Genomic DNA, 18,284 nt, shown 5'->3' with positions numbered 1-18,284 from the left:
CAAATCTACGTCGGTGCGACGCTCCGTTGGAATAGCCCACAGAAAACCTACGAGCACAAAGTAGGAGTGAGAAATGTCGTATGTCTACGCCCTACCCGAGATGATCAACGCGGCGGCGGCGGATTTGGCGGACATCGGCTCAGCGGTCTCCGCGGCCAATGCGGCGGCCGCGACCTCCACGACGGCGTTGGCGGCGGCGGCTGGCGATGAAGTCTCGGCGGCCATCGCCGCATTGTTCGGGGCCCACGCCCAGGAATATCAGGCGCTCAGCGCGCAAGTCGCCCGATTCCATGACCAGTTTGTGCGCAACCTGCAGGCCGGTGCGAGCGCATATGCGGCCGCCGAGACGACCAACGTGGTTGCCGCGGCGGAGCAGCAGCTTCTCGATCTCGTCAACGCTCCGTCGCTCGCCCTGACGGGGCGGATCCTGATCGGCGACGGCGCCAACGGGACCTCGCCCGGCCAGGCCGGCGGCAACGGCGGATGGCTGTGGGGCAACGGCGGCAACGGCGCACCGGGGGCGGCGGGCCAGCCCGGCGGTCGCGGCGGTGACGCCGGGCTGCTGTGGGGCAATGGCGGAACGGGTGGGGCCGGCGGGCGCGGCATCCTGGCGGGCCAGGCCGGCGGGGCCGGCGGGGCCGGCGGCAATGCCTGGCTGTTCGGCAACGGCGGCGCCGGCGGCGCCGGCGGCATGGGTCAAAATGGCCAGGCAGGTGTCCTGCAGGGTGCCGGCGGCGCCGGCGGCGCCGGCGGTGCCGGCGGCATGGGTGGGCTGTTGGGCGGGGTCGGTGGGAACGGCGGCCACGGCGGGGCCGGCGGCGCCGGCGCCCATGGTGTCGGCAGTGCCGGTGGTGCCGGTGGTGCCGGTGGTGCCGGCGGCGCGGGCGGCGACAACTGGCTGGTCGGGCCGGGCGGCGCCGGCCGGATCGGCGACGGCGGCCACGGCGGCGCCGGCGGCGCCGGCGGCGACGGCGACACCGGCACTTTCGGCGCCGGCGGCTACTCCGGCGGCGCGGGTGGGGCCGGCGGCGCGGGCGGTAACAGCGCCGGCGGAACCAACGGCAGCGGCGGTGACGGCGGCGACGGCGGACGCGGCGGCGACGGCGGCATCGGCGGTCTGGGCGGAAGCCTCGCCGGAACCGGCGGGCGCGGCGGCGACGGCGGGACGGGCGGCCTGGCCGGGAGCGGGGGCTTCGGCGGCAGCGCGGGCACCGGTGGCGACGGCGGCGACGGCGGCACCGGCGGTAACACCGTGGTCGTCGACCCTGCTGGTGGCGCCGGCCGCGGCGGCGACGGAGGCAACGGCGGCTACGGCGGCTACGGCGGCACCGGCGGCAACGGCGGCACCGGCGGCGGCTTTGGTGGCACCGGCGATGGAGGCAACGGCGGCAACGGCGGCAACGGCACCATCGCCGGCGGCCGCGGCGGCAACGGCGGCAACGGCGGCTTCACGGCGTTTGGCGGCGGCAGCGACGGAGGCAACGGCGGCAACGGCGGCAACGGCGGCGCCGGCACCGGGTCCGCAGGCGTCGGCGGCACCGGCGGCAACGGCGGCAACGGGGCCGCCGCCGTCTTGGGTCACGACGGAGGCGACGGCGGCAACGGCGGCACCGGCGGCACCGGCACCATCGCCGGCGGCACTGGCGGCATCGGGGGCAATGGCGGCGACGGCGGCAACGGCGGTGCTGGCTCGGGCGGCGACGGCGGCAACGGCGGTGGTGGCGGCAATGGCGGCATCAGCGCCGCCGGTGCAGGCGGTGCTGGCGGTGCTGGCGGCAACGGTGGAATTAACGGCCAGGGCATCACCGCAAACGGCAGAACCGGCACCGGCGGCACCGGCGGCACCGGCGGCGACGGCGCCACCGCCGGCGGCACTGGCGGCAACGGTGGCAACGGCGGTGCCGCCGCTGGCGGCGGCATTGCCGGCGCCGGCGGCAAGGGCGGTACCGGCGGAACCAGCGCCAGTGGCACCGGCGGGGACGGCGGGACCGGCGGCACCGGGGGCGCTGGCGACAACGGCGGCACTGGCGGCACCGGCGGCGAGGGGGGAACCGGCGGCAACGGCGCCATAGGCGGCAAGGGCGGCACCGGCGGCAAGCGGCGACGGGCGGCGGCGACGGCGGCACCGGCGGCATCAGCACCGCCGGCGTCGGCGGCACCGGTGGCACCGGCGGCATCGGCGGTCTTGGTGGCGACGGCGGCGGCCGCGGCGGCGACGGGGGCAACGGCGGCACCCCCGGCGACGGCCTCATTGGCACCGGTAGCGGCGGCAACGGCGGCAACGGCGGCAACGGCGGCTCCAGCACCCCCGGCCACAACGCCGGCCACGGCGGCAACGGCGGCGCCGGTGCCGCCAGCATCACCGGCAACGGCGGCAACGGCGGCAACGGCGGCAACGGCGGCTCCAGCACCCCCGGCCACAACGCCGGCCACGGCGGCAACGGCGGCGCCGGCGGCTCCAGCACTACCGGCACCGGGGGCCAGGGCGGGGCCGGCGGCCACGGCGGCGGCCCCGTCGCCGCTGGCGGCGGAACCGGCGGCGACGGGGGCGACGGCGGAACCGGCGGCCACGGCGGCGCCGCCGGCGGCCACGGCGGGAAAGGGGGCGACGGCGGCAACGGCGGCACCGGCGGCGGCGGCAAAGGAGGCACAGGCGGCCGCGGCGGCAACAGCACCGCAGGCATCGGCGGCACCGGAGGTGACGGCGGGGCCGGCGGCCTCAATGGCCCAGGAAGTCCATCAGGCGCCGGCGACGGCGGAGCCGGCGGCCACGGCGGCGACGGCACCACTGGCGGCAATGGCGGAAATGGCGGCGACGGCGGAGCCGGCCGCAACACCACCAGCAGTAACCCTGGCAACGGCGGCAACGGCGGCAGAGGCGGCGACGGCGGCAACGGCTTTAGCGGCGCGGGCGGGTCTGGCGGTCGCGGCGGGGCGGGCGGCTCGGGCGCCGACATCACGAACGAAGGCGGCAGCGGCGACGTCGCCAGCGGTTCCGGCGGGGCCGGCGGCCGCGGCGGCAACGGAGGCACCGGCACCACCGTCGGTGGCGACGGCGGCGTTGGTGGCCGCGGCGGCGATGGAGGCACTGGCACAAACACCTTCGACCCCCCGCTCGGCCCCGGTCCCGACGGCGGTAAAGGCGGCGACGGTGGCTTCGGAGGTCACGGCGGCGCCGGCATCAGCAGAGGTGGCGCCGGTGGTAGCGGCGGCAATGCCGGCAACGGCGGCAACGGCGGCAAGGGGACCAGCACCTCCGGCGGTGACGGCGGTGTCGGCGGCAACGGCGGCAATGGCGGCACCAGCTCCGCCGGTACCGGCGGCGACGGCGGTGCTGCCGGAGCCGGCGGTAACGGTGGCACCGGCAGCAAGGCCAGCGGCAACGGCGGCGACGGCGGTGACGCGGGTGATGGCGGCACCGGCAGCATCGCCAATGGCCTCGGCGGCAGAGGCGGCAACGGCGGCTTTGGTGGCACTGGCGCCGTTGCCACCGGCGCCACCGGAGGCGACGGTGGCTCCGGTGGCGCCGGTGGTAGCGGTGCCGTTGGTGGCCGTGGCGGCGACGGCGGCAACGGCGGCCACGGCAGCGACGGCGGCAACGGCGGCGGCCACGGCGGCCACGGCGGCCACGGCGGCGCCGGCGGCAACGGCACCACTGCCGACGGCAACGGCGGCAACGGCGGCAACGGCGGCAACGGCGGCGACGACGACGGCGCTGGCGGCCAAGCCGGCGGCAACGGCGGCAACGGCGGCAACGGCGGCAGCGGCGCCACCGGCGGCGACGGCGGCAACGCCGGTGACGGCGGCAACGGCGGCGACAACGACGCCGGCAATGGCGGTGCCGGCGGCGACGGCGGCAACGGCGGCAACGGCGGCACCGGCACCACCGCCGACGGCCACGGCGGCGCTGGCGGCAACGGCGGCCACGGCGGCGACGACAACAACCCCGCCCTCGGCGGCCTCGGCGGCCGCGGCGGCCACGGCGGCAAGGGTGGCACCGGGGACGTCGGCGGCGACGGCGGCGACGGCGGCCACGGCGGCGGCGGCGGCAACGGTGCCGGCGGCGTCGGCGGCACCGGCGGCGACGGCGGCACCGGCATCAGCGTCGGTGGGGCTGGCGGTGACGGCGGCGTCGGCGGCGACGGCGGCCACGGCGGTGCCTCCGGCGACGGCGGCGACGGCGGCGACGGCATCGGCGCCGCCGGCGTCGGTGGCCGCGGCGGCAACGGCGGCGCCGGCAACGGCGGTCCCGGCAACGACGGTTCCGGCGGTGCCGCTGGCAACGGCGGCGACGGTGGCGATGGCACCGTCACCGGCGGCGATGGTGGCAATGGAGGCGCCGGCGCCCACGGCATCGGGGGCGGCTTCGACAACGGGTTCGGCAGGGCCGGTGGCGACGGCGGGAATGGCGGCAACGGCGGTAAGTTCGGCGGTGCCGGCGGCAGCGGCGGCGACGGCGGTCACGCCGCCGACGGCACCGTGGCCGGGTCTGTCTTCACCGGCTTCACCGGCGATGCCGGCGGAGCCGGCGGCCGCGGCGGCAACGGCGGCGACGGCACCGGCATCGATGGTGTCGGCGGCGCTGGCGGTGCCGGCGGCCGCGGCGGCGACGGCGGTGACGCACCCGCCGGCTTCTTCGGTACTGGCGGCATCCCGGGCGGAGTCGGTGGGGCTGGCGGGCGCGGCGGCGACGGCGGCAACGGCACCAGCGTCGGCGGCAGCGGCGGCACCGGCGGCACCGGCGGCACCGGCGGTGCCGGCGGTGCGGCGATCGGCGGGGGCCCGGGCGGACCGGGCGTCAGCGGTGACGTCGGCGCCACCGGCAATCCCCCCTCGGGCACCAACGGGGGTAAGGGTGGCGCTGGCGGCGCCGGTGGTGCCGGCGGTCCCGGCGGGACCCTGTGACCACGCCGATGGTTGGTGCAAGGGGTGGCGGTCTCATATGGCCATGCCAGGACCGAGCCCGAGTCGCTGAATCCGACACGAGAATCAGGTGACCCACAACGGGTGACCGTGCCGGTGGGGTGGGTTACCCGGATTCGGCGCGTGAATCGCAGGTGACTCGGTGGCCGAGGATGTCGAGTTTGTTGATCGCTCTGGTCACCTACGTTTGCGGACCAGCAACGCGGCCGCCGGGCGGCTACGGCTGTAGCCGCTCGATGCGATCGCCGATCACCCGAATCCGGTTGTGCAACCGGTTTTCCCGGCCCTGCCAGAATTCCACAACCTCGGGTGCAATGCGGTATCCACCCCAATTCGGCGGCACCGGGATGTGTGCTTCGTCGGCGAAGCGGGCGGTCACCTTCGCGAGCTGGTGCAGCAACGCCGCCCGCGAGGCGATCGGGCGCGACTGATGCGACGCCCAGGCGCCCAACTGGGAGCCGCGCGGCCGCTGGGCCCAGTACTGCTGGGTGAGCTGCCGATCGACCCGGCTCACCGGGCCTCGGATGTGCACCTGCCGCCCGAGCCGATACCACGGGAACGTCGCCGACGCGTACGGGGTCGCCGCCAGCTCGGCGCCCTTGGCCGAATCGTAGTTGGTGAAGAAGGTGATCCCGGTCTCGTCGGCGCTCTTGCACAGCACCGATCGGCTGACCGGTCTGCCCGCCGCGACGGTCGCCAGCACAAAGGCGTTGGGTTCGGCAAGTCCGGCGCGTTCGGCGTCGTCAATCCACTTGCGGAACAACGCAAGCCAACCGTCGGCGAGCCAATCTGCGTCCAGGTCGGGGCTGCCGTCCTGTTCCGTCGAGCCGTACTCCACTCGCATCCCGGTCAGGTACTGGTCGTCTGGTCCTGCCATCGCGCCAACGCTACCGGGGTTGCTACCGGCCGGTAGCGTCGGCCCGCGGCAGGGGTGCAAGAATTTTTGCCATGACTGTGGTCCCGGAAAATTTCGTCGCCGGCCTGGAAGGCGTGGTGGCCTTCACCACCGAGATTGCCGAACCAGACAAGGACGGCGGCGCCCTGCGCTACCGCGGCGTCGATATCGAGGACCTGGTGCGTCACCGGGTCACCTTCGGCGACGTGTGGGGCCTGCTGGTGGACGGAAAATTCGGCAACGGGCTGCCCCCGGCCGAGCCGTTCCCGCTGCCGATCCACACCGGCGACGTCCGGGTGGACGTCCAGGCCGGGCTGGCGATGCTGGCACCCATCTGGGGCTACGCACCATTGCTCGACACCGACGACGCGACCGCCCGCGACCAGCTGGCGCGGGCATCGGTGATGGCGTTGTCCTACGTCGCGCAGTCCGCGCGCGGCATCTACCAGCCCGCGGTCCCGCAGCGTGTCATTGACGAATGTTCAACGGTCACAGCACGTTTCATGACCCGCTGGCAAGGCGAGCCGGATCCCCGGCATGTCGAGGCCATCGACGCCTACTGGGTGTCGGCCGCCGAACACGGCATGAACGCCTCGACGTTTACCGCGCGTGTCATCGCCTCCACCGGCGCGGACGTGGCGGCAGCGTTGTCCGGGGCGATCGGGGCGATGAGTGGGCCGCTGCACGGCGGGGCTCCGGCCCGGGTTCTGCCGATGCTCGAGGAGGTGGAACGCAGCGGCGACGCCCGCGGCCTGGTCAAGGGCATCCTGGACCGCGGCGAGAAGCTGATGGGTTTCGGGCACCGGGTCTACCGCGCAGAAGACCCCCGGGCGAGGGTGCTGCGAGCGACCGCCGAGCGGTTGAACGCGCCGCGCTACGAGGTCGCCGTCGCGCTCGAACAGGCCGCTTTGGCGGAGTTGCGGGAGCGCCGCCCGGACCGGGCGATCGAAACCAACGTCGAGTTCTGGGCGGCCGTGATCCTGGACTTCGCCCGGGTGCCGGCCAAGATGATGCCGGCGATGTTTACCTGTGGTCGCACCGCGGGGTGGTGTGCCCACATTCTCGAGCAGAAGCGGCTCGGCAAGCTGGTGCGCCCCTCGGCCATTTATGTGGGACCGGGCCCGCGCAGCCCGGAATCCGTCGAAGGTTGGGACCGGGTTCGCCTCCCCGCGCGGGTGTGCGACGCGAACGGCGGCGACGGGCGTTGACGACGGCCACGTTGCTTGGGTGAGCTGCGTCGAGCGTGCACTGGTGGCGGGGACACGCCGGGCGAGGCCGCCGTGGTTGCACGTTCGGCGGTGCACGCATTGCCCGCGGCGCGATGACATTGCATCGTGGGCGGGGTCAGTACTTGTGAGCCCGCCCGGGCCATAGCAGTACCGCCACCACAAGTGAAGGAGCGCATCATGACGATCACCGTCGAACCCGCCGTGTCCCCACATCTCGTCGTCGACGACGCCGCGGCAGCGATCGACTTCTACGTCAAGGCTTTTGACGCCGTCGAACTGGGACGCGTGCCCCGCCCGGACGGCAAGCTGGTTCATGCCGCGGTCAAGATCAACGGCTTCCTGGTGATGCTCAACGACGACTTCCCGGAGATCTGCGGCGGCAAGTCGATGACCCCGAAGTCACTGGGTGGTACTCCGGTCACCATCCATCTGACGGTCACCGACGTCGACGCCAAGTTCCAGCGGGCGGTGGACGCCGGGGCCACCGTGGTGATGCCGTTGGAGGACCAGTTCTGGGGAGACCGATACGGCGTCATCGCCGACCCGTTCGGCCACCACTGGTCGCTGGGGCAGCCGGTGCGCGAGGTCAGCATGGAAGAGATCCAGGAGGCCATGTCGGCGCAGCCGGGTGGTTAGCTCACCATCGGCTCAGCCAGATCGCGCAGCCGGGCCAGCAGGCGGCGCGCCGGTGGCGACGCCCGTTGGGCGCTGGCCGCCGCCGCGAGCATGTCGGCCGTAGCGGTGAACTTGACACGCGGTCGCCCGTCGTCAGCCCCGCGGGCAACCTCGGCGGCATCGATGGCACGCCAACCTAGGGAGTCGACGACCTCAGGCTGGCGGGCTCGTACCAGCTTGGCCAGCGCGGCCGGCTTGGCCACCGGATCGGTCAGCTTGCCCGCGTTGAAGTCGGCAACCAGCGCCTGCACGGTTTGCAGGGAGCAGGACTTGTTGGTGCCGATGAACCCGGTCGGACCGCGCTTGATCCAGCCCGCGACGTAGGCCCCGGACACGGGTTGGCCGGTGTCGGGGTCGACGACGCGGCCACCGTCATTGGGGACGACGGCCGCCGACTCGTCGAACGGCAGATCGCGGATCGGTCTGCCGCGGTAGCCGATCGACGTCAGCACCAGCCCCGCGTCGATGCGGCGCAGCTCGTCGGTGCCGGTAACGGCGAACTCCACCCCGCCGGCCCGCCGCTGACCCAGGACGCGCCGGGGTGTGAGCCGATACGCCAGCCGGATTCGCCGGCGCCCAATTCCTGGGGCCGACGCCGGGCCCCCCTCGCCAGGGCTACCCAGCGTCGCTAAGACGTCGAGCTTGCTCCGGGTCAGTGGATCCGAAACGGTTGCCCGATCGTCGAGCACCCGCCGGTGGTCCCCCGCGTCGAGCACCACGTCGCAGGCGCCGGTGAGCCCGACCAGCTCGGGCAGGGTGAACGCCGAGTACGCGGGCCCGCGGCGGGCGGCGATCACCACCTCCCGCACCGCCGAGCTGCGCAGGGCCCGCAACGCATGATCGGCGATGTCGGTGCGGGCCAGGTCGTCGGGGTCGGCGGTGAGCACCCGCGCCACGTCGAGGGCGACATTGCCGTTGCCGATGATCACGACCCGTTCGTGGCCGAGATCGACTGGCAGATGCGCGAAGTCGGGATGTCCATTGATCCACGCGACCAACGCGGTGGCCGTGCCGGTGCCCGGCAGACCCATCCCGTCGATGTCCAGCCGACGGTCGTTGGGCGCCCCCACCGCGTACAGCACGGCGTGGTGGTGGGCCAGTAACTCCGCGTGCCTGAGGTGCTTGCCGATCTCGACGTTGAGGAAGAACCGGAAGCGGCGATCGCGGGCGACCCGGTCGAACAGTTGGGTGACCCTCTTGGTGTTCGGGTGATCCGGGGCCACGCCGGCGCGCACCAGCCCATAGGGCGTCGGCAGCTTCTCAAAGACGTTGACCCGGACACCGGGCTGGACCAGCAGCTCGTCGGCGGCATACATCGCCGCCGGCCCAGAACCGACGATGGCCACCGTCAACGGTTGCCGGCCCACATGTACCGCGGCCGCCGGAAGCACCGGGGCCAGCTTCGACGTCGGCGGTGGTTTCACCCCGGCCACCGGCGGTGCGTAGTAGGACGCATTGATCTCGACGAACGGCAGTTGCCGCACATCCAGCCGGTTGTCGGGAGCGATCGCGCCGACCGGGCAGGCGTTCACGCAGGCACCGCAGTCCACGCAGGCCACCGGGTCGATATAGAGCATCTCCGAGGTCGCGAACCCCGGCTCGTCCGGCGTCGGGTGGATGCAATTCACCGGGCACGCGAAGACGCAAGACCCGTCATTGCAGCACGATTGGGTAATAACGTGCGGCATCGACAACTCGTCAAGGTTATGCCGCCGGCGCGGACGCCAACAGCTGCCGCTGCGGCTCGCTGCGGTAGCGCGACGGCTTGCCGTGGATTTTGCACATCCGCCACACCAGACGAGCTATCGGATTCATCAACCCGGTGTCATAGGCCAGCATCCGGACGTCGGCGAACATGTCGCGCAACCACTTTCGCGACTCCGGCGACCGGAAGAACAACTCTTTTTTGACCTCGCGGGGGATGTCGAACTGCCGCCAGAACTCCTTGGGCGGCACCACGATCGCGTTACACAACGACCGCATGGTCAGCGGGAAGTACAGCGAAATCCAAAACCGCTGCGCCCGAGTCAGCCGTGGCAACCGTTTACGCAGGTACTCGTGCGCGAACGAGATGTGCCGCGCTTCCTCGGCCACGTGAATGGCCATCACCCGCTCCATGATCGGATGCAGCGCCTTGCCTTCGCGCAGCACCTGTTTCTGGGTGTGGTCGATGGGCTCTTCCCCGGCGAGCACGCCGATAAAGAACGCCACCGGCAACGGGCCGGCCAGCAGCGGAACCAAGGGGGAAATCCAGCGGAGCCGACGCGGCATTCCCGGAACGTCCGCGCCGACCCGGTTGACCATCTCCTGGAACATCATGGTGTGGTTGCACTCTTCAACCGATTCGTGCAAGCAATACCGATACTCCGGTGACCCGTTGGGCATCCAGAAGGTGTAGTTCATCAGGCCGCGGATCAGGATGGATTCGAAGTGCAGCCCCACCTTGGCCACATTGGCCTGGCGCCACATGCCGATCTCGATCTGGCGCTGCGGCGACTGCGCTTGGTACCACGGATGGCGGCCCAACGGGTCGGCGGCCGGCAGGATCCACCGGGGATCGTTGTCGGTGACGGCGAACTCCGGTGACCCCCAATCGATATCGGTGTACGGGTTGAAGTTTCGCCGCACCGACCCCTCGGACAGTGTGGCGAGCTTTTCCACGTACTCGAGGTCGTCACGCACTTCCATGTTGCGGCGCCACCGTCGAACCATGCGCGTCCTGGCCATTCAAAGCCTCCCCAACGAGGATTGCAGACAGATTAATACGGTACCGGCGGTACTGGGAATTATCCAGACCGGGTTCCGCCGCGGTGGTACAGCCCGCACTGAGGGCGCAGGTGTGGTCCCGCTCACAGCCGATGGCCCGTTCAGCCGGCACGCAGGATCGCTCACTACCCTGAGGGCCATGGCCGACCAGCTCACCCCCCACCTCGAGATCCCTGCCAACCTCAAACCCCGCGACGGCCGCTTCGGGTCGGGCCCTTCCAAGGTCCGGCCCGAACAACTGAAGGCGCTGACCACCACCGCGGCGGCACTGTTCGGCACATCGCACCGGCAGGCGCCGGTCAAGAACCTGGTGGGGCGCGTTCGCTCGGGCCTGGCGGAGCTTTTCTCGGTGCCAGCGGGATACCAGGTCATTCTGGGCAACGGCGGTGCGACGGCGTTTTGGGACGCCGCCGCCTTCGGGCTGATCGACACCCGCTCGCTGCACCTCTCCTACGGGGAGTTCAGCTCGAAGTTCGCCTCGGCCGTCGCCAAGAACCCGTTCATCGCCGACCCCGTCGTCATCACAGCCGATCCCGGCGGTGCGCCGCAGCCGCAATCCGACCCGGCCGTCGACGTCATCGCGTGGGCGCACAACGAGACGTCGACCGGGGTCGCCGTGCCGGTGCGCCGCCCCGAGGGCTCCGGCGACGCGCTGGTCGTCATCGACGCCACCTCCGCCGCCGGTGGCCTGCCGGTGGACATCGCCGAGACCGACGCGTACTACTTCGCGCCGCAGAAGAACTTCGCCAGCGACGGCGGGCTGTGGCTGGCCATCATGAGCCCGGCCGCCTTGGCACGGGTGGAGGCCATCGCGGCGGCCGGCCGCTGGGTCCCCGACTTCCTGTCGCTGCCCATCGCGATCGAGAACAGTCTGAAGAACCAGACCTACAACACGCCGGCCATCGGCACGCTGGCACTGCTGGCCGAGCAGATCGACTGGCTGTTAGGCAACGGCGGCTTGGACTGGGCGGTCAAGCGCACCGCGGACTCGTCGCAGCGGTTGTACTGCTGGGCGCAGGCGCGGCCCTACACCACGCCGTTCGTCACCGACCCCGGGCTGCGCTCGCAGGTGGTGGGCACGATCGACTTCACCGACGACGTCGATGCTGCGGCGGTCGCGGCCACACTGCGGGCCAACGGCATCGTCGACACCGAGCCGTATCGCAAACTCGGCCGCAACCAGCTGCGGGTCGCGATGTTCCCCGCGGTCGACCCCGATGACGTCAGCGCGCTCACCGAGTGCGTCGACTGGGTCGTCGAACGCCTCTGACGTCGACCATCCGCGTCCACACGGCACCAGCGTGTCAGCCGGGCTGCGGGCGTTCACTGCACTAAAGTGCACAGCTAGTGGGTCCGCGCTGATCCGCACGGAGCCTGCGAGGAGAAGCCATGCGGGAACTCAAAATGGTCGGGCTCGACGCCGACGGCACATACCTCATCTGTGAGGGCGCCAACCCAGCCGAACGGTTCAAGTTGCCAGTCGACGAGCGCCTGCGGGCAGCCTTGCGTGGCGACGCGCTCCCGCCAGAGCAGCCGCAGCTCGCCATCGATGTCACCAACATGCTGAGCCCCAAGGAAATTCAGGCTCGGATCCGGGCCGGCGCCTCGGTCGAACAGGTGGCCGCGGCGTCCGGCTCCGACATCGCGCGGATCAAGCGGTTCGCCCACCCGGTGTTGCTGGAGCGGGCGCGCGCCGCCGAGCTGGCAACGGCCGCGCACCCACTCCTGGCCGACGGTCCCGCGGTGCTGACCCTGCTGGAGACCGTCACCTCCGCATTCGTGACCCGTGGCCTGCGAACCGACGGACTCAGCTGGGACGCCTGGCGCAACGAAGACAGCCGCTGGACGGTGCGCCTGGCGTGGCAGGCGGGGCGTTCCGACAATGTCGCGCATTTCCGCTTCACTCCCGGCTCCCACGGCGGAACGGTGACCGCGATCGACGATGCGGCCAGTGAGCTGATCGACCCCGACTTCAAACCTCCGCTGCGGCCGCTGGCGCCGGTGGCGCACCTCGCCTTCGATGCCGTCCAGCACCCTGCGCGCCCGGCGCCCGCCGCGCCGTCCGAACCGTCGGCGAGCGGCCGACGGGGCAAGCCCGCGGTTCCGGCCTGGGAGGATGTGCTGCTCGGGGTGCGCACCGGCGGACGGGGCTAGGCCTGGCGAGCAGACGCAAAAGCCCCCGAAAACCGGTGTTTTCGGGGGCTTTTGCGTCTGCTCGCCAGAGCTACCCCAGCACCGTCGACGCGAGCAGCGCCAGCCAGGCGCCCGCCACACCTAGCCCGGCGCCGAGCACAAACCAGCGCAGCACCGGGGTGCGTCGCCACCCCCACAAGGTCGGCGCCAGCCCCCCGGCAGCCACGATGTTGAGACCGAGCGCCAACAACGGATGCACCCGGATCAGCCCAAGGCTCAACACCACAACCCCGACACCGATGACCGCGGCGACAAACCCGGCGACCGCCAAACCCGTTGCCCAGGGCGTAGATTGGCCACGCTCGTGGTTCATCGGGCGAGCCTGACCCGCTCGTAGAAAGCCAGTGCGGCGGCCGTCGCCACGTTGAGCGAGTCGATGCCGCGCGACATCGGGATGCGCACCCGCAGGTCGCTGAGCCGCAGGGCCGCCGCCGTCAACCCCGGCCCCTCGGCGCCTACCAGCAACGCGATCCGTTGATCCCGCACCGTGGCCATCGCCTCCGGCAGCGTGCAGGTATCGCCGCGTGGCGTCATCGCCAACAGCCGGAAGCCGTGTTCGCGCAGCATCCGCAGGTCGGCCGGCCAGTCGCGCGACCGCGCATACGGCACCAGCAACGCGTGACCCATCGACACCCGGACCGCGCGACGGTAGAGCGGATCCGCGCAGCCGCTGCCGAATACCACCGCATCCACACCCAGCCCCGCCGCGTTGCGGAAGATCGAGCCCAGGTTCTCGTGGTCGTTGACGCCTTCGAGCACCGCGACGGTGCGGGCGCCGGCGATCACCTGGGCAACGCGGGGCTCCGGTACCCGGCGCGCGGCGGCTAGCACCCCCCGATTGAGGTGGAAGCCGACCACCCTGGCCATGACATCGGCGGACACTCGATAGTAGGGCGCGTCGACACCACGGGCCGCGGCCAGATCGTCGCCGAGCTCGACCAGCCTGCGGTCGGTGCCGAGCAGCGCGAACGGGGTGAACCGGGACGCCAGCATGCGCCGCACCACCAGGACGCCCTCGGCGATCACCAACCCCTTGCCGGTCGGCAGGTCCGGTCGGCGGTCGACACTGTTGAGGTCACGGAAACTGTCCAGCCGCGGGTCGTCGGGATCGTTGACATCCTGAACGTCGACATCGGGGACACGACCGGGTGCGCTCACGGGCTGTCGTCGACCAGGGCCGAGATCAGATCGGCGGCGGAGCGCAGGATGTCACGTTGGCCGCTGTCTAGCGTCGCGAGTCGCTCGGCCAGCCATTCCTGGCGAGCGCGACGGGCCGCCTGGACCAACTCGGCGCCGGATTTCGACACCGAGACCAGTACCTGCCGGCCGTCGACGGGGTGCGGAACGCGGACCACGAAGCCCATGTCGGCCAGGGAGGCGATCACCCGGGTCATCGACGGCGGTCGGACCCGCTCACGGATCGCCAGCGCACCGGGCGTCATCGCGCCTTCGTTGACCAACGTGGTCAACGCCGACAGCTGAGACAGCGAAACCGGCGACGACGGGTTCCGGAACCGCAATTGCCGCGCCAGCCGCATGACCGCCAACGACAAATCGCTGGCCAGCCGTGCATCGCTGTCAGGCACAGCGCGAGGTTACATCGGAACCTCAGCACGGGGCACCTCAATCGGCAAACGATGGGCCCCGGTCTTTCCAGCCCGCCCCACATGCCGGCCCCGGCCGCGCACCGGCCCGCATTGTCACACGGGTTATGTTGAGACGTGATGGGTGTCAACACCGACCAAAACCCCGAGCCGCCGCCGCTGCCGCCCGCGCTGCTCGAGGTGTGGCCGTTCATCCTGGTGGGCGCCCTGGCATGGCTGGCCGCCGCGGCAGCCGCCTTTTTCGTCCCGGGCCTGCAGAGCTGGCGTCCGCTGACGGTGGCCGGCCTAGGGGTGGGGATGCTGGGCACCAGCCTCTTTTGCTGGCAGCTTGCCGCGGCCCGCCGGGGCGCTCGCGGCGCACAAGCCGGACTCGAAACCCTCTCTCGTGCCAAACCACCGTCGAACCACGCTGACCCGCCCGGGAGGACGAATGGTAGCCCCGCTCCTGCAAACACAGATTGACATCGACGCGCCGCCCTCGAAGGTGTGGGCGCTGATATCCGACTTGCGGCGAATGCCCCAGTGGAGCCCGCAGTGCCGTTGGATGAAGCAGTTTGGCGCGCTACGCCCGGGCACCCGCACGCTCAACGTCAACCGTCGCAACCGGCTGTTCTGGCCAACCACGTGCACGGTGGTGGAAGTGATCCCGGAAAGGAAGCTGGCGTTTCGGGTCGACACCAACCGCACCGTCTGGAGTTACGAACTCGAGCCAGTCGGGGAGGGCACCCGACTGACCGAGAGCCGCCACGCTGAAAACGGCGTCAGCGCGTTCTCGAGCATGTCGGTGAACGTCTTCTTGGGCGGCACCGACCACTTCGAACGCGAACTGGTCGACGGCATGGACACCTCGCTGGTACGGATCAAGGCGGCCGCCGAGCAAGGCTAATCCGACGACTCGGCCGACGTCTCCGCGGCCGGTGTCTCCATAATGTCGAGCACGCCGTCGTCATACGGCTCATACCTCGGTAAACCGCTCCCCGGGGGGGCGGGCGTGTCGGAATGGGCGCCGCAGCCGTATTCCTTGTCGACCACATGCCCGTCGGCGGAGAACTCGTTGCCGCATACCCCGAACATCGCCCCCAGCGATCCGGCCAGCGGCACGAAAAACCCGCAGTCGCGGCACACCCGTTTGGTAGCCCGCGCCATTGCCGAGTTGGGGCCGTAGTCGCCGGCACGCCAGCGTTCGGCCGCCTCGGCGCGGCCCCGGGCGCTCAGCACCCAGCGCCGGCCCAACCCGATCTCGGCGGCGGTTTCGTCCACCTGGGGATCACCGCTGGCGGTGTAGCCGGGCACCAACCGGGGATCATCCTTCGCCGGCGCCAGCAGGTCGCCGGGGCTCAGATCCCCCGGCCGCACCCGCCGCTCCCACGGCACCCAGTCGGGCGCCAGCAGCGCGGTGGGTCCGGGGATCAGCACCACTTCGCTGATGGTGGCGTGGTCGGCCCCGGCATGGCTGGCCACCACCACGGCCCACTGCCATCCCTGATAGCCGGGCAGATGCGCCAGGAACCGGTGGGTGGCGGCGTTGGGGTCTTCGTAGCTGACACCCAGGTAGTCGCCGACCGCCTCGGCGCCGCTGAACTCCACGACCGCCGCCCGGGCCGCCTCGGTCGCGCCTTTGAGCAGCGCCGCCATCTCCTCGGGCCACTCGGCCACGGCCGCCCCGGCGGATTCCTCGGTGGGTCCGGTCACGATTCCCCCTTCTGTGCACTGCGAATCCCATCCTGCCGGAAGACACGTGTGGCCAGCCACACCCGGTTTCCTACGCGCGCAGTCGGCATAGGACAGAATTGATTCGTGTCTGGATGGCGGCGTGATCACCTGGGCCGTGTGGCCCCACCTGCGGGCCGCCGCTCCCGAACCGGGTCGGTCAACGAACACCCGGGCATGGCGAACTACCCGGTGGACGCGCCGGACAACGGCCGGCCGCGCCGTCCGCCGCCGATGCCCAGCGCCAACCGTTACCTCCCGCCGCTGGGCCAGCAGCCGCCCCCTGAACGAACCGGCGCGCCCCCACCACCGCGGGGCTTCCCTAGGGGCGAACGGATCACCGTCACCCGCGCCGCTGCGATGCGCGGCCGCGAAATGGGTTCGCGGATGTACTGGATGGTACAGCGCGCAGCCACCGCCGACGGGGCCGACAAGTCGGGCCTTACCGCGCTGACGTGGCCGGTGATGGCCAACTTCGCGGTCGACTCCGCGATGGCCGTGGCCTTGGCCAACACCCTGTTCTTTGCCGCCGCCACCGGCGAGAGCAAATCCAGAGTCGCGCTCTACCTGCTGATCACCATCGCGCCGTTCGCCGTGATCGCGCCGCTCATCGGCCCGGCGCTGGACCGGCTGCAGCACGGCCGGCGGGTTGCGTTGGCATTGTCATTCGGGCTTCGGACCGTGTTGGCAGTGGTGTTGATCATCAACTACGACGGCGCCACCGGGAGCTTCCCGTCGTGGGTGCTCTATCCCTGCGCGCTGGCCATGATGGTGTTGTCCAAGTCGTTCAGCGTGTTACGCAGCGCGGTGACCCCACGGGTGATGCCGCCCACCATCGACCTGGTGCGGGTCAACTCCCGGCTAACGGTGTTCGGCCTGCTCGGCGGCACCATCGCCGGCGGCGCCGTCGCCGCCGGCGTCGAATTCGTGGGCACCCACCTGCTGGAGCTGCCCGGCGCGTTGTTCGTCGTCGTCGCGATCACGATCGCGGGGGCTGCGCTCTCGATGCGCATTCCCGGCTGGGTCGAGGTGACCACCGGTGAAGTCCCGGCGACCCTGAGCTATCACCGCCACAGCGGCCCGGTGCGGCGCGGCCGGCCCGAGGAAGTCAAAAAGGTCGGTGGAACGCTTCGACAGCCGTTGGGGCGCAACATCATCACGTCGTTGTGGGGAAACTGCACCATCAAGGTGATGGTCGGCTTCCTGTTCCTGTATCCGGCGTTTGTCGCCAAGGCGCACGACGCCGACGGGTGGGTGCAGCTGTCCATGCTGGGCATCATCGGCGCGGCCGCGGCGATCGGAAATTTCGCCGGGAACTTCACCAGCGCCCGGCTGCAACTGGGCAGGCCCGCGGTGCTGGTGGTGCGCTGCACCGTGGTGGTCACCGCGTTGGCGGCGGCGGCCGCCGTGGCCGGCAACTGGCTGATGGCCGCCATCGCCACCCTGATCACCTCGGGATCCAGCGCGGTCGCGAAGGCGTCACTGGACGCCTCGCTGCAGCACGATCTGCCCGAGGAGTCGCGGGCATCGGGGTTCGGGCGTTCGGAGTCGACGCTGCAGCTGGCCTGGGTGCTCGGCGGCGCGCTGGGCGTATTGGTCTACACCGAGTTGTGGGTCGGCTTCACCGCGGTCAGCGCCCTGCTGATCCTGGGACTGGCGCAAACCATCGTCAGCTTCCACGGTGACTCGTTGATCCCCGGCCTGGGAGGTAACCGCCCGGTGATGGCCGAGCAGGAGGACATCCGGCGCGGCGCGCCGGTGATGCCCAGGTGAAACGCGTTGTGCCGGTCGCGGCGGTGGTGCTGCTGCTGGCCGCCGCGGCCGGGCTGGGCGCGTGGCTGCTGGTGCGCCAGTCCGCTCCGCCGCGGCCGGTGATCAGCGTCTACTCGCATGGGCACCTGACCCGGGTGGGGCCGTACCTGTATTGCAACGTGCTCAACCTCGACGACTGTCAGACACCGCAGGCCCAGGGCGAACTCCCAGTGAGCGAACGCTACCCGGTGCAACTGTCCGTGCCCCGGGCCATCTCCCGCGCGCCGTGGCGCTTGCTGCGGGTTTACCAGGACCCCGCGAACACCACCACCACCCTGTTTCGACCCGACACCCGGCTGGCGGTCACCATCCGCACCGTCGACCCGCAACGTGGACGCCTGAGCGGGATCGTCGTCCAATTGCTGACGTTGGTGGTCGATCCCTCCGGGGAACTACGCGACGTTCCGCATGCGGAATGGTCTGTGCGCCTCGTCTTCTAGCGTCGAACGTCGAGCTGTCGGACACTACACCCCGGAC

16 protein-coding genes are annotated in these 18,284 nt (G+C 71.5%); 9 read left to right on the top strand and 7 right to left on the bottom strand.

The annotated features are described in order from the left end of the window. The first annotated feature begins 73 nt into the window (after nucleotides 1-73). Entirely contained in the window at nucleotides 74-4,975 is a 4,902-nt protein-coding gene (locus G6N20_RS00280; protein ID WP_408632554.1) for a PE family protein, read from the top strand. A 165-nt stretch (nucleotides 4,976-5,140) separates the two neighbouring features. Here the strand turns inward: G6N20_RS00280 and pdxH are convergent, their stop codons facing one another. Beyond that, nucleotides 5,141-5,800 carry a pyridoxamine 5'-phosphate oxidase gene (pdxH, locus tag G6N20_RS00275; protein WP_083051186.1) on the bottom strand — a complete coding sequence of 220 codons (660 nt, stop codon included), beginning with the start codon at nucleotides 5,798-5,800 and terminating at the stop codon, nucleotides 5,141-5,143. 71 nt (nucleotides 5,801-5,871) lie between these two features. Between pdxH and G6N20_RS00270 the strand changes: the two genes are divergently transcribed. Both G6N20_RS00270 and G6N20_RS00265 read left to right on the top strand, forming a co-directional pair. Then, nucleotides 5,872-7,026 carry a citrate synthase 2 gene (locus G6N20_RS00270; RefSeq protein ID WP_083051184.1) on the top strand — a complete coding sequence of 385 codons (1,155 nt, stop codon included), beginning with the start codon at nucleotides 5,872-5,874 and terminating at the stop codon, nucleotides 7,024-7,026. 198 nt (nucleotides 7,027-7,224) lie between these two features. Then, complete coding sequence (locus tag G6N20_RS00265; RefSeq protein WP_083051192.1) at nucleotides 7,225-7,683, top strand: VOC family protein; 459 nt, start codon at nucleotides 7,225-7,227, stop codon at nucleotides 7,681-7,683. Here G6N20_RS00265 and G6N20_RS00260 read toward each other — a convergent pair. Together G6N20_RS00260 and G6N20_RS00255 are read right to left on the bottom strand one after the other, a co-directional pair. Next, entirely contained in the window at nucleotides 7,680-9,410 is a 1,731-nt protein-coding gene (locus G6N20_RS00260) for an FAD-dependent oxidoreductase (protein WP_083051182.1), read from the bottom strand. The two genes, G6N20_RS00265 and G6N20_RS00260, sit on opposite strands and share 4 nt — an antisense overlap. 16 nt (nucleotides 9,411-9,426) lie before the next feature. Continuing rightward, on the bottom strand, nucleotides 9,427-10,449 hold the full coding sequence (locus tag G6N20_RS00255) for an AurF N-oxygenase family protein (protein ID WP_083051179.1): 1,023 nt from the start codon (nucleotides 10,447-10,449) through the stop codon (nucleotides 9,427-9,429). Between the two features lie 178 nt (nucleotides 10,450-10,627). On the opposite strand from G6N20_RS00255, the gene serC reads away from it, so the two are divergent. Beyond that, a complete protein-coding gene (gene serC, locus G6N20_RS00250; RefSeq protein ID WP_083051177.1) occupies nucleotides 10,628-11,758 on the top strand; it encodes a phosphoserine transaminase in 1,131 nt (376 codons plus the stop codon). A 119-nt stretch (nucleotides 11,759-11,877) separates the two neighbouring features. Beyond that, nucleotides 11,878-12,642: a septation protein SepH gene (gene sepH, locus G6N20_RS00245; RefSeq protein ID WP_083051175.1), complete on the top strand. Its 765-nt coding sequence runs from the start codon at nucleotides 11,878-11,880 to the stop codon at nucleotides 12,640-12,642. Between the two features lie 70 nt (nucleotides 12,643-12,712). On the opposite strand, the gene G6N20_RS00240 is transcribed toward sepH, so the two are convergent. Genes G6N20_RS00240 through G6N20_RS00230 form a run of 3 tightly spaced genes read right to left on the bottom strand, consistent with a single transcriptional unit; the run spans nucleotide 12,713 to nucleotide 14,267 of the window. Next, nucleotides 12,713-12,994 carry a DUF2537 domain-containing protein gene (locus tag G6N20_RS00240; protein ID WP_163662668.1) on the bottom strand — a complete coding sequence of 94 codons (282 nt, stop codon included), beginning with the start codon at nucleotides 12,992-12,994 and terminating at the stop codon, nucleotides 12,713-12,715. Continuing rightward, nucleotides 12,991-13,839: a TrmH family RNA methyltransferase gene (locus tag G6N20_RS00235; RefSeq protein ID WP_083051172.1), complete on the bottom strand. Its 849-nt coding sequence runs from the start codon at nucleotides 13,837-13,839 to the stop codon at nucleotides 12,991-12,993. Before G6N20_RS00235 ends, G6N20_RS00240 begins: the two co-directional genes overlap by 4 nt. Then, nucleotides 13,836-14,267 carry an Rv0880 family HTH-type transcriptional regulator gene (locus tag G6N20_RS00230; RefSeq protein ID WP_083051170.1) on the bottom strand — a complete coding sequence of 144 codons (432 nt, stop codon included), beginning with the start codon at nucleotides 14,265-14,267 and terminating at the stop codon, nucleotides 13,836-13,838. Before G6N20_RS00230 ends, G6N20_RS00235 begins: the two co-directional genes overlap by 4 nt. Before the next feature lie 138 nt (nucleotides 14,268-14,405). Here G6N20_RS00230 and G6N20_RS00225 point away from each other — a divergent pair, with 138 nt between their 5' ends. Further along, a complete protein-coding gene (locus tag G6N20_RS00225) occupies nucleotides 14,406-14,747 on the top strand; it encodes a DUF2530 domain-containing protein (protein ID WP_083051168.1) in 342 nt (113 codons plus the stop codon). Next, complete coding sequence (locus tag G6N20_RS00220; RefSeq protein ID WP_083051166.1) at nucleotides 14,716-15,171, top strand: SRPBCC family protein; 456 nt, start codon at nucleotides 14,716-14,718, stop codon at nucleotides 15,169-15,171. Before G6N20_RS00225 ends, G6N20_RS00220 begins: the two co-directional genes overlap by 32 nt. On the opposite strand, the gene G6N20_RS00215 is transcribed toward G6N20_RS00220, so the two are convergent. Continuing rightward, the gene (locus G6N20_RS00215; RefSeq protein ID WP_083051163.1) at nucleotides 15,168-15,977 is read right to left on the bottom strand and encodes a DUF3027 domain-containing protein; all 810 of its coding nucleotides are present in this window, start codon (nucleotides 15,975-15,977) and stop codon (nucleotides 15,168-15,170) included. The genes G6N20_RS00220 and G6N20_RS00215 overlap by 4 nt on opposite strands. A 138-nt stretch (nucleotides 15,978-16,115) precedes the next feature. Here G6N20_RS00215 and G6N20_RS00210 point away from each other — a divergent pair, with 138 nt between their 5' ends. Together G6N20_RS00210 and G6N20_RS00205 are read left to right on the top strand one after the other, a co-directional pair. Next, nucleotides 16,116-17,768, top strand: a complete 1,653-nt coding sequence (locus G6N20_RS00210) for an MFS transporter (protein WP_142272165.1) — start codon at nucleotides 16,116-16,118, stop codon at nucleotides 17,766-17,768. Then, nucleotides 17,765-18,247, top strand: a complete 483-nt coding sequence (locus tag G6N20_RS00205) for a DUF2771 domain-containing protein (protein WP_083051159.1) — start codon at nucleotides 17,765-17,767, stop codon at nucleotides 18,245-18,247. The genes G6N20_RS00210 and G6N20_RS00205 overlap by 4 nt, the downstream gene beginning before the upstream one ends. Nucleotides 18,248-18,284: the final 37 nt, after the last annotated feature.

It is taken from the genome of Mycobacterium shinjukuense (assembly GCF_010730055.1).
GTDB lineage: Bacteria > Actinomycetota > Actinomycetes > Mycobacteriales > Mycobacteriaceae > Mycobacterium > Mycobacterium shinjukuense.
This window is presented reverse-complemented; position numbering and strand designations above follow the sequence as displayed.

Bases quoted from the DNA above. Each gene is read 5' to 3' on its own strand.
- G6N20_RS00255 (WP_083051179.1), bottom strand. From the start codon at position 10,449: ATGGCCAGGACGCGCATGGTTCGACGGTGGCGCCGCAACATGGAAGTG.
- serC (WP_083051177.1), top strand. From the start codon at position 10,628: ATGGCCGACCAGCTCACCCCCCACCTCGAGATCCCTGCCAACCTCAAA.
- pdxH (WP_083051186.1), bottom strand. From the start codon at position 5,800: ATGGCAGGACCAGACGACCAGTACCTGACCGGGATGCGAGTGGAGTAC.
- sepH (WP_083051175.1), top strand. From the start codon at position 11,878: ATGCGGGAACTCAAAATGGTCGGGCTCGACGCCGACGGCACATACCTC.
- G6N20_RS00225 (WP_083051168.1), top strand. From the start codon at position 14,406: ATGGGTGTCAACACCGACCAAAACCCCGAGCCGCCGCCGCTGCCGCCC.
- G6N20_RS00280 (WP_408632554.1), top strand. From the start codon at position 74: ATGTCGTATGTCTACGCCCTACCCGAGATGATCAACGCGGCGGCGGCG.
- G6N20_RS00240 (WP_163662668.1), bottom strand. From the start codon at position 12,994: ATGAACCACGAGCGTGGCCAATCTACGCCCTGGGCAACGGGTTTGGCG.
- G6N20_RS00265 (WP_083051192.1), top strand. From the start codon at position 7,225: ATGACGATCACCGTCGAACCCGCCGTGTCCCCACATCTCGTCGTCGAC.
- G6N20_RS00260 (WP_083051182.1), bottom strand. From the start codon at position 9,410: ATGCCGCACGTTATTACCCAATCGTGCTGCAATGACGGGTCTTGCGTC.
- G6N20_RS00220 (WP_083051166.1), top strand. From the start codon at position 14,716: ATGGTAGCCCCGCTCCTGCAAACACAGATTGACATCGACGCGCCGCCC.
- G6N20_RS00270 (WP_083051184.1), top strand. From the start codon at position 5,872: ATGACTGTGGTCCCGGAAAATTTCGTCGCCGGCCTGGAAGGCGTGGTG.